The sequence below is a fragment of the Haloarcula ordinaria genome, assembly GCF_029338275.1.
Taxonomy (GTDB): domain Archaea; phylum Halobacteriota; class Halobacteria; order Halobacteriales; family Haloarculaceae; genus Haloarcula; species Haloarcula ordinaria.
Genome location: NZ_CP119789.1, coordinates 2,870,337 through 2,883,813 on the forward strand (window position 1 = coordinate 2,870,337; position 13,477 = coordinate 2,883,813).

The window sequence follows — 13,477 nt, forward strand, 5'->3', positions numbered from 1 at the left end:
GTAATCGTTACCCTCGGCGCACGCACCACCCAGAACGATGAGTCTCAAGACGGCCGTGGCCGCGCCCTTCCGCCAGCGCGGCACGGAACGCATGGCCGAAAGCGAGTTCGTCGTCGCGCTCTCGCTGGACCGGGGCTGGTTCTCGCCGGACCAGGCCAAGACCCTCGTCGACATCGCCGCCAGCGAGGGCCTCGTCGAACAGGACGGCGACGAGCTCGTGGCCGTCTTCGAGCCGGGGAGCGTCGAAATCCCGGACGGGTTCGCGCCGGGCGAGGACATCCTCCAGTCGCGGTCGACGTTCGAGCGCGTCCTCGATACGGTGCTTGAGACCGGCGTCGAGAAACAGACGGCGGTCGCCGAGATAAACAGCCTCCAGTCCGAGCTCGGAGTGACGCTGGAGGCTGCCGCCGTCGTCTACGCTCGCAGTGAGGGCGTCGACGTCAGCGACGTCGCGGCCGACGCGCGGGAGGGGCTGTAGATGGTCGAGGACCACATCACCGACGGGAAGCGAATCGGCCAACTGCTCGCCTCGGAACTGACCGGGCTCGAAGGAGGCCCGCTGGCCGCCGTGCAAGTGACCGATGCGGACCGAGACGTGGCACCCACCGACGAGGGGGCGTTCGCCTACGCTGTCGAGTTCGATGGCGAGCGAATCGGGACCGTCCACGTCACACCCGAGACGGCGAGACTGACGCTGCCCGCGACCCCGTCGGTGGCGGTCGAACGGGACGACGTCACCGTCGAGTCGACAGCCGAAGGGACGGTGCTGGTCGCCCACAGCGGCGCCTCGGTGAAGCGACTCGTCGACGAGCTCGTCGCGATGCTGGAGAACGATAGTAGTCAGTGAACCTCAGTGCACACCCGACCGCACGACAGCAGTGCGGTCGGTGTGTAAACCGTGTCAATTGTTACTGTAGGCCGAGTTCGGTTCCGCGATAACTTCCGCCGTCCAGGCGATGAACCCGGTGAGCACGAGCGCCGCGCCGACGAACGCGAAGGCCGCGGCGGTCACGATGACCGGTAGCGAGACGCCGAAGGGGATGCCAGCGATGACCACGAGCGGGGCGAGCGTGATAGCCACGCCACCGGTCGCGACGGCCTGGCGCTGGTGGGGCGAGAGGTTCACCCCGAACTGGAAGTACGGGTTCGATGGCTCGGGGGCCGCGAGGCCGAGGCAGAACAGCGGGACGCCGAGGAAGACGAGCGTCGCCGCGACGGCGTTCGCCCAGAACGCGCCCGGCGCGCCCGGCGGGACGAGTGAGAGCAAGGCGCCGACCCCCAGCAGGGTCATGCCACCGGCGAGCCCCAGGGGGCGTAGTCTCGAGTCATCCAGCATCCGCCCGAGATTCGGGAGCGTCTCGGCCACTGGTCCGACGTTCAGAGAACGGTCCATAGCCCAAATTTTCGAGGAGATGATTAATACCCGCTGGCCCAATTATCATCCATGATATCGGCGGGTTGAGAAGGAAACGCTTGTGTCCCTGCCACTCGCGGCGATATCCATGCACTTCTTCGACCGGCTCGCGGACCGCATCACCGCGGCGGATAGCGTCGTCTCCGTGGGGCTCGACCCGGACCCCGACCGCCTCCCCGAGACCGTCCGGGACGCCGACCTCCCGCGCTGGCAGTTCAACCGCCGTATCATCGATGCGACCCACGAACACGCCGCCTGCTACAAGCCCAACGCCGCGTTCTACGAGGACGCCGACGGCTGGCGGGCGCTCCAGGAGACCATCGCGTACGCCCACGGGAAGGACGTCCCGGTCCTGCTCGACGCCAAACGCGGCGATATCGGCAACACCGCCCGGCAGTACGCCCGGATTCTCGACGACGACGCTGGGCCCGCGGCCGACGCCATCACGGTCAACCCGTTTCTCGGTCGCGACTCGCTCGAACCCTTCCTCCAGCGCGCCGACAAGGGCGTGTTCGTGCTCGGTCGGACCTCCAACCCAGGCGGTGCGGACCTGCAGGACCTCGAACTGGCATCCGGCGAGCCACTGTACGAGCGCGTCGTCCACCTCGCCGACCTCTGGAACGACAACGGTAACGTCGGGCTCGTCGTCGGGGCGACGAACCCCGACGAGCTCGAATCCATCCGCGAACTCGTCCCGGACATCCCGTTCCTCGTCCCCGGCGTCGGCGCCCAGGGCGGCGACGCCGAGGCGGCCGTCGAACATGGGCTGGCAGACGGTGTCGGGCTGGTCAACTCTTCGCGGGGTATCATCTTCGCTGGCGAGGACGCCCACGGGGACTTCTTCGACGCCGCCGGCCAGTCGGCGAAACAGCTCAAACGACGACTCAACCAGTTCCGCTAGTCAGAACCGGTAGGTGTCGACGCCGTCGGGGCGGTCCTCCGAGTCGGATGTCTCCCCGCGTGCCGGCGGACAGACCTCGCTCGCACACTCTACGCAGAACCCGGTCTCCGCGTCCCAGTGCTTGTCACAGACCAGACTCCCACACCGGTCGCAGGTGTGCTCGACGTCCGAGTGGTTGCAGACCGCACAGAGTCCCGAGACACTCATGTGAAACGATAGCACGGCAAGCGTCTTGAACGCTTGGCTCGACGACAGGCGAGACGCTTACGGTTCTCTGGACCGAAGGACTGTTCGTGCAGTACGAGCGGCTCATCACGGGTATCGCAGCGGTGTTCGCCGTCATGACGGTGGCCCTCACAGCCGTCGGGTTGTTCGCGAACCCGGCGGTGCTCTTTCTCGCGGCGATGTTCGCGGCCTCGACGTACTTCATGTACTACCATCTGAGCGGGAAGATGGCCGCGAGCGTCTACGAGCGCGTCGAGCGCCAGGCGGCCACGGGAACCCGGCGGACGGCTCGCGGTGGGTTCGGGGCGGGCCCGCGAGACGACTGGCGACCGCCGCGCGACGGCCAGCGGGCAGCGGGGGAGCGAGGTGGGAACCGCCGGCAGCGACGGCAGCGACGGCGGAGCCGCACAGGCCAGCAGCGCCAGCGCGTCCAGCGGTCACGTGGCCCGTCGACCGCCGAGGCCTACCAGCGACTCGACCTCGACCCGAGCGCCGACCAGCGGGCGGTCAAGCAGGCCTACCGGGAGAAGGTCAAGGAGGTCCACCCTGACACCGAGACCGGGAGCGAGACCGAGTTCAAGCGGGTGAAGGCGGCCTACGAGCGGCTGACCGACGACTGACCGCAACCGGGAAACCACCGGACTCGCAAGGGGGCGTATGGAAGCCGACAGCGACGTCCCGCCGCTCGTCGTCGACATCGACGGAACGCTGACCGACAGACACCGCGCCATCGACCCGCGGGTCTTCCCAGTCCTCCGGGAGTGGCCGGACCGCGTCGTCATCGCGACCGGGAAGGCCATGCCGTTTCCCATCGCCCTCTGTGAGTTCCTGGGCATCGAACGGGCAGTGGTCGCCGAGAACGGCGGGGTGGTGTTCGTCGAGGCGACCGACACGCTGCGTCTGGAGGGCGACAAGGAGGCCGCTATCCGTGTCGCCGACGAGTACCGCGAGGCGGGACACGACCTGGGTTTTGGTCGCATTGACCTGGCGAACCGCTGGCGAGAGACGGAGGTCGTCGTGAACATCGACCAGCCGCTGGCCCCACTCGAGCGAATCGCGACCGAACGGGGACTGCGAGTGCTCGACACCGGCTTCGCCTACCACGTCGTCGACCCGAGCGTGGACAAGGGACGGGGGCTGGAGACAATCTGTTCTGAGCTCGACCGCACGCCGGCGGAGTTCATCGCGGTCGGCGACTCAGAGAACGACGCGGAACTGTTCGACGTCGCCGGCGAGTCCGTCGCCGTCGCCAACGCCGACGAGATGGCCCTGTCCCGGGCCGACCGCGTGACCGACGCATCGTACGCCGACGGGTTCCTCGAAGCCGTGGCTCCGTACCGGGGCTAACAGGCGACGCCACGGCCGTCCACGCGGGGTGGCGTCGCGCTCCCGCTATGCCCCGCGTGGCCGTTCAGTGCACAGGGCGGAGTGGGCCCGTCATGACTGATAAATAGTCGTACGGTCCGGAGGGTGAGAGGGTGAGTCACGCACCCGGCTCAGTAGGCAATAGCGGCCCCAATACCGGGGAAGGCTTTTATCTCGTCCTCCGTTACGGGGGGACATGAGCCCCGACCGGGCCGTCCTGAACCGCGCGCTGGAACGCGGGGAACAGGAGGGCGGTAGCGTCGAGTTCAAAGAACGGCTCACCGAGAACCTGCATCTGTCCGACGGGCGACTCGAGTCCCTCGCGGCCCAGCTGCGCCACCGCGTCCTCTCGGGGGACGGGGAGGCCACATACGTGATCGGTGTCACCGACAACGGCGGTATCGCCGGCATCTCGCCGGCCGAGTTCTCCGAGTCGATGGACGTCCTGAGTCTGCTGGCCGACGAGGCCGGTGCACACATCGAGGAGGTCCAGACCTGGGGCGTCGACGGGGTCGGGGACCACGACGCGACCGAAGACGAAGCGAAGCCACGTGGTATCGTCGGCGTCGCCATCATCACCGAGGGGTCCGTCCTCACGGACGACGACCACATCGTCGTCGGAACGGCGGGCCACGTCGACCACGGCAAGTCCACACTCGTCGGGTCGCTGGTGACCGGGGCGGCCGACGACGGCCAAGGCGACACCCGGAGTTTCCTCGACGTCCAGCCCCACGAGGTCGAGCGCGGGCTGTCGGCGGACCTCTCGTACGGCGTCTACGGCTTCGACGACGACGGTCCGGTCAGGATGGACAACCCGCATCGGAAGACCGACCGCGCGCGCGTAGTCGAGGAGTCAGACCGGCTGGTGTCGTTCGTCGACACGGTCGGTCACGAACCGTGGCTCCGAACGACCATCCGCGGCCTGGTCGGCCAGAAACTCGACTACGGCCTGCTGACCGTCGCCGTCGACGACGGGGTGACTGCGACGACACGCGAGCACCTGGGCATCCTGCTGGCGACGGACCTTCCGACCATCGTCGCGCTCACGAAGGTCGACCTCGTCGACGACGAACGGGTCGAAGAGGTCGAACGTGAGGTCGAGAGCGCGCTGCGCGAGGTGGACAAGACCCCGCTCCGCGTCGAGCGCCACGGCGTCGAGACGGCCATCGAGGAGATCTCAGAGACGGTCGTCCCCGTGCTGAAGACGAGCGCCGTCACCCAGCAGGGCTTCGCCGACCTCGACGCGATGTTCGAGTCGCTCCCGAAGACCGCCGGGGAAGACGGCGAGTTCCGGATGTACGTCGACCGGACGTACAACGTCCAGGGCGTCGGCGCGGTGGCGTCGGGCACCATCAAGTCCGGCGAGGTCCAGGCCGGCGACGAACTCCTCTTGGGGCCGATGCAGGACGGTGCCTTCCGCGAGGTTGAGGTCCGCTCCATCGAGATGCACTACCACCGCGTCGACGAGGCCAAGGCGGGACGCATCGTCGGTATCGCGCTCAAGGGCGTCCGCGAGGCCGACATCGAGCGCGGGATGGCCCTGCTGCCGCGCGACGCCGACCCGACACCGGTCCGCGAGTTCGAGGCCGAGGTCATGGTCCTGAACCACCCGACACGTATCGGCGAGGGGTACGAGCCGGTCGTCCACCTCGAGACAGTGAGCGAGGCCGCCGTCTTCACCCCCGAGGGCGGCCAGTTGCTCCCCGGCGACGCCGGGCGCACGCGCGTTCGATTCAAGTTCCGGTCGTACCTCGTCGAAGCGGGCCAGAAGTTCGTGTTCCGGGAGGGGCGCTCGAAGGGCGTCGGCACCGTCACCGACGTCGCTCCGGTGGATGAGCACCCTCGTTAGGTATCCGCTATTTTATCGTCCGGTCCTTCAGCTCGAACAACACCTATGCACATTCTCCTCTTCGGCGCGAGCGGCCGGGTCGGCAGCCGCGTCCTCCAGCAGGCCAGGTCGGAGGGGCACGACGTGACCGCGTTCGTCCGGGATGCCGAAGAGGTCCCACCTGACGTCCCGACAGTCGTCGGCGACGTCCGCGACGTGGACGCGGTCGGTGACGCAGTGCCGGGCCACGACGCCGTCTGCAGCGCGCTCGGACCCGACAACGACGACTGCGTGCCGGTCCTCGAAGCGGGGATGGTGAACATCGTCGAGGCGATGGAGGCCGCGTCCGTCGAGCGGCTGGTCGCCGTCGGTGCGGACGGCATCCTCCAGGCCACGCCGGCCCGCCTCCGCCTCGAGACCCAGGAGTTCCCCGACACGATGCGCGCGCTCGCCAACGCTCACTACCGCGCGTTCGAGGCGGTCCGGTCGTCGTCGCTCGCCTGGACGCTGGTCTGTCCCCCCCTGATGCCCGACGGGCAGGTGACCAACCACTACCGGACGGCGACGGACTACCTTCCGGACGGCGGCCAGTCGATATCGGTCGGCGACATCGCGACGTTCGTCTACCGGGAGCTGGTCAGTAACGACCACGTCGGCGAGCGGGTCGGAATCGCCTACTGAGCGGCGAGCGCGTAGCCGTCGCCGTCGGTCAGGAGTCCGAACACCACGCCCCACGCCAGTAGATTCGAGACGGTGTCCCGCCAGACAGCCGTCCAGTCGGCGTGGCGGTTGCGCTCCCAGCGCGGAATCTCCTCGCGAATCGCCGCGAACGCCTCGTCTGTGTCCCGTGATTCCGCTTCGAGTGCCACGAGGAGCTCGTCGACGAGGAAGACGTTCCTGCGGAACGCCTCGGCGGCCGCTCCCCGGTCGAGCGGTCGCTGGGTCCGGTGGTAGCCACGCTCCGACTCGCCGACGAGGCCGAGTGCCTGCAGGAAGGTGAGAACGGTTCTCGCTTCGTCGCGGGTCGCACAGTCGGTAGCGCGCTGGATGGCCCGACAGCAATCGGCTTCCGGTTCGGGGACCAGCGGAATCGCCGCTCGAACTTCGGCGAGTGCATCGAGCGACCGGGGCGCCGGAGCCACCTTGTAGCGCACGATTAGAGGCCGAAGCTCTCGGCCAGCACGTCCTCGCTCGTCTCGCCGACAACGTGGGTGTCACCGCCGACGACGTCGATGGTCACCTGCGCGGGCGCGAACAGCTCCACCGGGAGGTCCTCGAACGCCCACTCGGCGTCCTCGAAGACCGCTTCGAGCGGAACGCCGTACTCGGTCGCCGCGACGGAGGCCACCTCGTCGAACCGGTCGAACGACTCGTCGACGGTCAAGTGGACCTCGGCGCCGTAGGCCAGCGCGTCGGTGGTCCGGGCCATCGCCGTCGCCTCGTCGCCGGCCACCGGTGCGACCGGCGCGCGGGCGTTCGCCGAGAGCACGGCGGCGGGGTCGAAGCCCAGTTCCGAGAGGCGGAAGACCGCGAGTTCGGCGGCCCGGGCGGCCGCCACGACGCTCCCGGTGACGCTCGCCGTCGAGAACACGGCGAGGAAGACACCCGTCTCCGGGACGCCGGTGCGTTCGGCGACCTGCGCGGCGACGGTCTCGTCGGGCAACTGGTCCGTCTCGATTGCGAGCACGGCGAAGTCCGCCGACTCCCGATAGCCGATACGCTGATAGACGTCCTCCTCGGCGACCAGTGCCCGGGCGGGCCCGCTCCCCAGCCCCTCGAAGTCGCCGGTGCTGAGCTCCCAGCCCCCTTTCTGTGAACACAGCAGCGCGAGGGCGGGGTGGTCCGTCGACAGCTCGAGGTGTGTCAGCGGCGCGCCGTCGACACTATCCATGGTCGTCTGGATCGTCGCCAGCCCGGCGGTCTGTATCTCGGCGAGCAACATCCCGGCCTCGACGGCGCCGGGCACCTCGACACCGAAGTCGAGGACGGCCGCGTCGCCGTCCAGCGCGTGGACGTCGATGGTGAGTTCGTCCGCGAAGTCGATGGCCTCGTCGACCAGCTCCGTGGCCATGCGATTGAGACTGTCCATGTCGCCCGGGTCGGGAGCGACGGATAAACAACTTCGCTTCTCGGGAGTCAGTCGCCGCCGCTCCGGGCCTCGCGACCCAGTTCCGCCTCCACGGCCTCGACTTTCTCGCTGGCGCGCTGGTCGACGTTCCGCTTGTCGTCGACCTTCAGGAACGTCTCGACGCGGTCCGACCGTGCACCCACCGCCTCGTGGGCGGCGTGGGCGGCCGCGAACAGCTCCTCGCTGTCCTGTGCCTCGATTATCGTCCCCATCGGCGTCGTCTCGTACTCGACGTCGAACGCGTCCAGCGCGTCGACGGCGTCGGCGACGTAGGGTGCCATACTCTCTTCGACGACCGGTGCTACGGAGAGAAATCCGATACAGGCCATGTGCTGGCTACCGGCCCGAACGGCAAAAGTGGTGTTCCGTGGTCACTCATCGACTCGCACGCACGCACCCTAGTCACTCAGTCGTCGGTGCCCTGGATGCCGTCGCCGACGTCGGTGACGGTGGCCGGGAGGTGGTAGTCCCAGAGCTCCGAGACGGCGGTCACGAGGACGAACACCGCGACCAGCGCGCCGGCGACGAGGGCGGAGTCCCCCGGATCCAGGACGTCGAGCGTGCGGTGGAACCAGAACAGGTCGGCGACCGCGGAGTTGTGGAAGGCGGCCAGCGTGGGGCCGGCGAGTGGATCTATCTGCTGGAGGTCCGGCAGCAGCGCGAAGCCCCCGCCGAGGAGAACGACCGTCCGTGGGAACGGGACGCGGGACCCCAGGAGGACGACGAGGACCGTCGTCAGCGTCGCGCCCAGTGCGAAGTGACCGATTGCGAGGACCATCTGTCGATAGTATAGGTCGAGCGACAATTTATACTGTCCGCCCGACGGAGCGCTCTTGGACGACTACCGAGCGACACGCGCAGCGTTCGCTCGGAATGGAGCGTTCGACAGACGTGTGCCGGTTGGAATTTGAACCCGGTGCAAATCCTCGCGTCGCTCGGATGTCCGTGATTCGAATCCAGTGCGATTTCACAACCTCCGGGACGCGACGCGATGAAACGCGTCGCTCGCAAGTTGAATGTAGAGAAATGCGCTGGCTGGGATTTGAACCGGACTCAGACGGTCGTCCTCGCTCACTCCGTTCGCTGCGGACGCTGCGACTGATAGGGTTCTAATCCAGTACGCAGACAGTCTCACGCGAACCGAGCGACACGCACAGCGGTCGCTCGGGAAGTAGCGTTCGACAGAAATGCGCTGGCTGGGATTTGAACCCAGGTTGTGACCATGGCAAGGTCACGTGATACCAACTACACTACCAGCGCTCACTTCGTTCGCCCTGACCCTCGCGGCCGCACTGCGCCCGCTCGGTACCAGCGCCCTGTTGCAATCAAATCTGGCGGGGGTGATAGTAAAAAGCCTTCCGTTTTCCGGGGAAAATCGTGGGACACGAGGGCATTCACACCGGTTGTGAGCGGTCGACGGCCGTGCGGGACGGGACCAGGACCCACCGTTTCGGAAGCGGCAAACGCCGTGAGAGCGATTCACGCGCAGGGGACCCTGACGACCCATGTGAACGCGTCGCACCGCGCGCGTGAAGCGGGGTCTTTTTAAGCCCGGGAAGGAGACGTATCGGCACAGTCTAGTGGCGCGACGTGGAAGCGTCACGGCATGACGACCAGCGTACTCGTGCCGTCTTCCCTCACACGGGAAGCCGAGGACCGACGCGAGGCAACTCGCAAGCTCGGATACGTGGCCCGCGCGGCCACCGTCTTCCGGGCCGACCGGCTGACAGTGTTCCCCGACCCAGACGGGCGGGGGAAGTGGGAAGACGGGTTCGTCGAAACCGTACTTCGGTACGCCGCGACGCCCCCGCACCTCCGAAAGGAGATGTGGGATAAGCGGGACGAGTTAGAGTACGTCGGTGTCCTGCCGCCGCTCCGCGTGCGTTCACAGACCGGCTCCGGATCCGAGGGTTCGGGGTCGTTAAGACAGGGAATCGTGACCGAGGTCGGAGCTGATGGGCGCGTTCGGGTCAATTGCGGCATGCAACACCCGATCTCCCTCCCCGTTCCAGACGGTATGGACGCGGGCGAGGGGGAGCGCGTGACCGTCAGGGTCTCTTCGCGACGGCCGGTCCGGGCGAAACTCGTCGACGCACCCGTTCCCGGGTACGACGTGGACGCCGCGGACCTCGATGCGGCACTCTCGCGTGACGACGCCGGACTCACCATCGCGTCATCGCGGTACGGTGAGCCAGTGTCGACGCACCGTCTCGGCCAGGTGGCCGAACGGCGCGACTCCGAGGGCGGCATGACAGTCGCTTTCGGCGCACCCGAGCGCGGGTTGCCGGCGATACTCGACGTGGACCCGGACGCCGTTCGGGGAGACCAGACAGGAGACGAGCCCGCAGGGTTCGACCTCTGGCTGAATACGGTTCCGAACCAGGGCAGCGAGGTCGTGCGAACTGAAGAAGCGATGTTCGCCTCCCTCGCCTGTCTAACCCTCACGGAGTAAACGAATGCCACAACCAAGCAGACCACGCAAAGGCTCGCTGGGCTTCGGCCCGCGCAAGCGCTCGACGAGCGAGACGCCTCGCTTCAACAGCTGGCCCTCTGATGACGGCCAGCCGGGCGTCCAGGGCTTCGCCGGCTACAAGGCGGGGATGACACACGTCGTCCTCGTCAACGACGAACCCAACTCCCCCCGCGAAGGGATGGAGGAGACCGTCCCCGTGACGGTCGTCGAGACGCCGCCGATGCGCGCCGTCGCCCTGCGTGCGTACGAAGACACGCCGTACGGTAAGCGTCCGCTGACGGAGGTTTGGACCGACGAGTTCCACACGGACCTCGACCGGACCCTGAACCTGCCGGAGGACCACGACCCGGACGCTGCAGAGGAACAGATCCGCGACGCACTCGCGGCCGGCAATCTCGGAGACGTGCGCCTCATCACGCACACTGTCCCCGACGCCGTCCCGAGCGTCCCGAAGAAGAAGCCCGACGTGATGGAGACTCGCGTCGGCGGTGGGTCCGTCGAGGACCGCCTCGACCACGCCCTCGAACTCGTCGCGGAAGGCGGCGAGCACTCGATGAACGACGTCTTCCGCGCCGGCGAGTACGCCGACGTCGCGGGCGTCACCAAGGGCAAAGGGACGCAGGGTCCCGTCAAGCGCTGGGGCGTCCAGAAGCGGAAGGGCAAGCACGCCCGCCAGGGCTGGCGCCGACGCATCGGCAACCTCGGCCCGTGGAACCCATCCCGCGTGCGCTCGACGGTCCCCCAGCAGGGGCAGACCGGCTACCACCAGCGCACCGAGCTGAACAAGCGCCTCATCGACATCGCCGAGGGCGACGAGGCCACCGTCGACGGTGGCTTCATCAACTACGGCGAGGTCGACGGCCCGTACACGCTCGTGAAGGGCTCGGTGCCCGGCCCGGACAAGCGCCTCGTGCGCTTCCGGCCCGCCGTGCGTCCGAACGACCAGCCGCGCCTCGACCCCGAGGTGCGCTACGTCTCTACGGAGTCGAACCAGGGATAACCCATGCAGGCAACTATCTACGACCTGGACGGCGAGGCCGACGGCGAGATCACCCTTCCGGACGTCTTCGAGACACCGGTCCGAGGTGACCTCATCGCCAAGGCAGTCACCGCCGCCCAGGCAAACCGCAAACAGGACTACGGCGCCGACGAGTACGCTGGCCTCCGCACGCCGGCCGAGTCGTTCGGTAGCGGTCGCGGACAGGCCCACGTGCCAAAGCAGAACGGCCGTGGCCGCCGCGTCCCGCAGACGGTGAAAGGGCGACGCGCCCACCCGCCGAAAGCCGAGAAGGACCGCTCGAAGGACATCAACGACAAGGAACGCAAACTCGCCGTCCGCTCGGCGCTCGCCGCCACGACGGACGCCGACCTCGTCGCCGAACGCGGCCACGAGTTCGACCGCGAGGACGTCCCCGTCGTCGTCTCCGACGACTTCGAGGACCTCGTGAAGACCCAGGAGGTCGTCGACGTCCTCGAAGCGCTCGGCGTCCACGCGGACATCGAGCGCGCCGACGAGACGAAGATCAAGGCCGGACAGGGGAAGGCACGCGGACGCAAGTACCGCCGCCCCTCCTCGATTCTGTTCGTCACCAGCGAGGAGCCGTCGCGGGCCGCCCGCAACCTCGCCGGTGTCGACGTCGCCACCGCGCGCGAGGTCAACACGGAAGACCTCGCCCCCGGCGGCCAGCCCGGTCGACTCACCGTGTTCACGAAGTCCGCCGCCGTGGAGGTGGCCGACCGATGAGCGTCGACGTCATCAAGTACCCGTACGTCACGGAGAAGGCCATGAACGACATGGACTTCCAGAACAAGCTCCAGTTCGTCGTCGCCGACGGGGCCACCAAGGCCGACGTCGCCGACGCCGTCGAGGAGCAGTACGAGGTCACGGTCGACGGTGTGAACACGCAGAACACGATGAAAGGCCTCAAAAAGGCCGTCGTCCGCCTCTCCGCGGACGACGACGCCCAAGAGGTCGCCTCCAGAATCGGGGTGTTCTAAGAATGGGACGACGAATCCAAGGACAACGACGCGGTCGCGGCTCCTCGACGTTCCGAGCGCCGTCGCACCGCTACAAGGCGAACCTGGAGCACCGCAAGGTCGAAGACGGAGACGTCATCTCCGGCACCGTGGTCGACATCGAACACGACCCGGCCCGGTCGGCTCCGGTCGCCGCCGTCGAGTTCGAAGACGGCGACCGTCGACTTGTGCTGGCGCCGGAAGGCGTCGGCGTGGGCGACGAACTGCAGGTCGGCGTCAGCGCCGAGATAGCCCCGGGGAACACGCTCCCACTCGCGGAGATCCCCGAGGGTGTCCCGGTCTGTAACGTCGAAGGCAGTCCCGGTGACGGCGGCAAGTTCGCCCGCGCGTCGGGCGTCAACGCCACGCTGCTCACCCACGACCGCAACGTCGCGGTCGTCAAGCTCCCCTCCGGGGAGATGAAGCGCCTCGACCCGCAGTGCCGCGCCACCATCGGCGTCGTCGCCGGTGGCGGTCGGACGGACAAGCCGTTCGTCAAGGCCGGCAACAAGCACCACAAGATGAAAGCCCGCGGGACGAAGTGGCCTCGCGTCCGTGGTGTCGCGATGAACGCCGTCGACCACCCGTTCGGTGGCGGCGGCCGACAGCACCCCGGCAAGCCAAAGTCCGTCTCGCGCAACACACCGCCGGGTCGCAAGGTCGGGGACATCGCCTCGAAGCGAACCGGCCGAGGTGGTAACGAATGAGTTCAGAGTATCAAATCGGCCACGAAGGAGAGTTCTCCTTCCGCGGCCACACGCTCGACGAGCTGCAGGCGATGGAGCTCGACGAAGTCGCGGAACTGCTCCCCGCACGCCAGCGGCGAAGTATCACACGCGGCCTGACCGAGGAGAAACACAAGCTCCTGGAGAGGGCACGCGACGCCGAAGAGGAGGCGACGGCCAACGACCCCATCCGGACGCACCTGCGCGACATGCCGGTGGTCCCGGTGATGGTCGGGCTGACCTTCGCCGTCCACAACGGCCAGGACTTCGAGCGCGTCAAGGTCGAGCCGGAGATGCTCGGCCACTACCTCGGTGAGTTCCAGCTCACCCGCACCTCGGTCGAACACGGTCAGGCCGGTATCGGGGCGACCCGCTCCTCGAAGTTCGTACCGCTCAAGTAAT

At 67.7% G+C, this 13,477-nt stretch carries 19 protein-coding genes and 1 tRNA gene; 13 read left to right on the plus strand and 7 right to left on the minus strand.

The genetic code is table 11. From position 1 onward, the window contains the following. Positions 1–37 precede the first annotated feature (37 nt). Positions 38–478 (plus strand): DUF2240 family protein, encoded by a 441-nt coding sequence (locus P1L41_RS15040; RefSeq protein WP_276296545.1) that lies wholly within the window; start codon positions 38–40, stop codon positions 476–478. Further along, positions 479–847, plus strand: a complete 369-nt coding sequence (locus P1L41_RS15045) for a DUF7993 family protein (protein ID WP_276296546.1) — start codon at positions 479–481, stop codon at positions 845–847. A gap of 54 nt (positions 848–901) precedes the next feature. Here P1L41_RS15045 and P1L41_RS15050 read toward each other — a convergent pair whose 3' ends face one another. Next, positions 902–1,393 carry a hypothetical protein gene (locus P1L41_RS15050; RefSeq protein WP_276296547.1) on the minus strand — a complete coding sequence of 164 codons (492 nt, stop codon included), beginning with the start codon at positions 1,391–1,393 and terminating at the stop codon, positions 902–904. Positions 1,394–1,502: 109 nt separating this feature from the next. Between P1L41_RS15050 and pyrF the strand changes: the two genes are divergently transcribed. Beyond that, positions 1,503–2,315 (plus strand): orotidine-5'-phosphate decarboxylase, encoded by an 813-nt coding sequence (gene pyrF, locus P1L41_RS15055; protein ID WP_276296548.1) that lies wholly within the window; start codon positions 1,503–1,505, stop codon positions 2,313–2,315. On the opposite strand, the gene P1L41_RS15060 is transcribed toward pyrF, so the two are convergent. Further along, on the minus strand, positions 2,316–2,522 hold the full coding sequence (locus P1L41_RS15060; protein WP_276296549.1) for a hypothetical protein: 207 nt from the start codon (positions 2,520–2,522) through the stop codon (positions 2,316–2,318). It lies immediately after the preceding gene. An 86-nt stretch (positions 2,523–2,608) separates the two neighbouring features. Here P1L41_RS15060 and P1L41_RS15065 point away from each other — a divergent pair, with 86 nt between their 5' ends. From P1L41_RS15065 to P1L41_RS15080, 4 genes are all read left to right on the plus strand, one after another. Then, positions 2,609–3,160 carry a J domain-containing protein gene (locus P1L41_RS15065; protein WP_276296550.1) on the plus strand — a complete coding sequence of 184 codons (552 nt, stop codon included), beginning with the start codon at positions 2,609–2,611 and terminating at the stop codon, positions 3,158–3,160. Between the two features lie 37 nt (positions 3,161–3,197). Next, positions 3,198–3,887: a phosphoglycolate phosphatase gene (locus P1L41_RS15070; RefSeq protein WP_276296551.1), complete on the plus strand. Its 690-nt coding sequence runs from the start codon at positions 3,198–3,200 to the stop codon at positions 3,885–3,887. Between the two features lie 214 nt (positions 3,888–4,101). Next, positions 4,102–5,754 (plus strand): GTPBP1 family GTP-binding protein, encoded by a 1,653-nt coding sequence (locus P1L41_RS15075; RefSeq protein WP_276296552.1) that lies wholly within the window; start codon positions 4,102–4,104, stop codon positions 5,752–5,754. 45 nt (positions 5,755–5,799) lie between these two features. Beyond that, positions 5,800–6,414 (plus strand): NAD(P)-dependent oxidoreductase, encoded by a 615-nt coding sequence (locus tag P1L41_RS15080; protein ID WP_276296553.1) that lies wholly within the window; start codon positions 5,800–5,802, stop codon positions 6,412–6,414. On the opposite strand, the gene P1L41_RS15085 is transcribed toward P1L41_RS15080, so the two are convergent. From P1L41_RS15085 to P1L41_RS15105, 5 genes are all read right to left on the minus strand, one after another. Beyond that, positions 6,408–6,875 carry a double winged helix-containing putative transcriptional regulator gene (locus P1L41_RS15085; protein ID WP_336399416.1) on the minus strand — a complete coding sequence of 156 codons (468 nt, stop codon included), beginning with the start codon at positions 6,873–6,875 and terminating at the stop codon, positions 6,408–6,410. The two genes, P1L41_RS15080 and P1L41_RS15085, sit on opposite strands and share 7 nt — an antisense overlap. A 14-nt stretch (positions 6,876–6,889) precedes the next feature. Next, positions 6,890–7,822, minus strand: coding sequence for a methenyltetrahydromethanopterin cyclohydrolase (mch, locus tag P1L41_RS15090; RefSeq protein WP_276296555.1), 933 nt, complete (start codon positions 7,820–7,822; stop codon positions 6,890–6,892). A gap of 47 nt (positions 7,823–7,869) precedes the next feature. Then, entirely contained in the window at positions 7,870–8,190 is a 321-nt protein-coding gene (locus P1L41_RS15095; protein ID WP_276296556.1) for an MTH1187 family thiamine-binding protein, read from the minus strand. Between the two features lie 77 nt (positions 8,191–8,267). Beyond that, complete coding sequence (locus tag P1L41_RS15100; protein ID WP_276296557.1) at positions 8,268–8,639, minus strand: hypothetical protein; 372 nt, start codon at positions 8,637–8,639, stop codon at positions 8,268–8,270. Positions 8,640–9,049: 410 nt separating this feature from the next. Then, positions 9,050–9,121: transfer RNA gene (locus tag P1L41_RS15105), tRNA-Gly, on the minus strand. Positions 9,122–9,467: 346 nt separating this feature from the next. Here P1L41_RS15105 and P1L41_RS15110 point away from each other — a divergent pair. The 6 genes from P1L41_RS15110 to P1L41_RS15135 are packed head-to-tail and all read left to right on the plus strand — an operon-like array spanning position 9,468 to position 13,476. After that, positions 9,468–10,313, plus strand: a complete 846-nt coding sequence (locus P1L41_RS15110) for an RNA methyltransferase (RefSeq protein WP_276296558.1) — start codon at positions 9,468–9,470, stop codon at positions 10,311–10,313. Positions 10,314–10,317: 4 nt separating this feature from the next. Further along, positions 10,318–11,334, plus strand: a complete 1,017-nt coding sequence (rpl3p, locus tag P1L41_RS15115) for a 50S ribosomal protein L3 (protein ID WP_276296559.1) — start codon at positions 10,318–10,320, stop codon at positions 11,332–11,334. Between the two features lie 3 nt (positions 11,335–11,337). After that, on the plus strand, positions 11,338–12,078 hold the full coding sequence (gene rpl4p / locus P1L41_RS15120) for a 50S ribosomal protein L4 (RefSeq protein ID WP_276296560.1): 741 nt from the start codon (positions 11,338–11,340) through the stop codon (positions 12,076–12,078). Continuing rightward, on the plus strand, positions 12,075–12,332 hold the full coding sequence (locus tag P1L41_RS15125; RefSeq protein WP_276296561.1) for a 50S ribosomal protein L23: 258 nt from the start codon (positions 12,075–12,077) through the stop codon (positions 12,330–12,332). The genes rpl4p and P1L41_RS15125 overlap by 4 nt, the downstream gene beginning before the upstream one ends. 2 nt (positions 12,333–12,334) lie before the next feature. Further along, positions 12,335–13,057, plus strand: a complete 723-nt coding sequence (locus P1L41_RS15130; RefSeq protein WP_276296562.1) for a 50S ribosomal protein L2 — start codon at positions 12,335–12,337, stop codon at positions 13,055–13,057. Then, positions 13,054–13,476 carry a 30S ribosomal protein S19 gene (locus tag P1L41_RS15135; protein WP_276296563.1) on the plus strand — a complete coding sequence of 141 codons (423 nt, stop codon included), beginning with the start codon at positions 13,054–13,056 and terminating at the stop codon, positions 13,474–13,476. The genes P1L41_RS15130 and P1L41_RS15135 overlap by 4 nt, the downstream gene beginning before the upstream one ends. Position 13,477 lies beyond the last annotated feature (1 nt).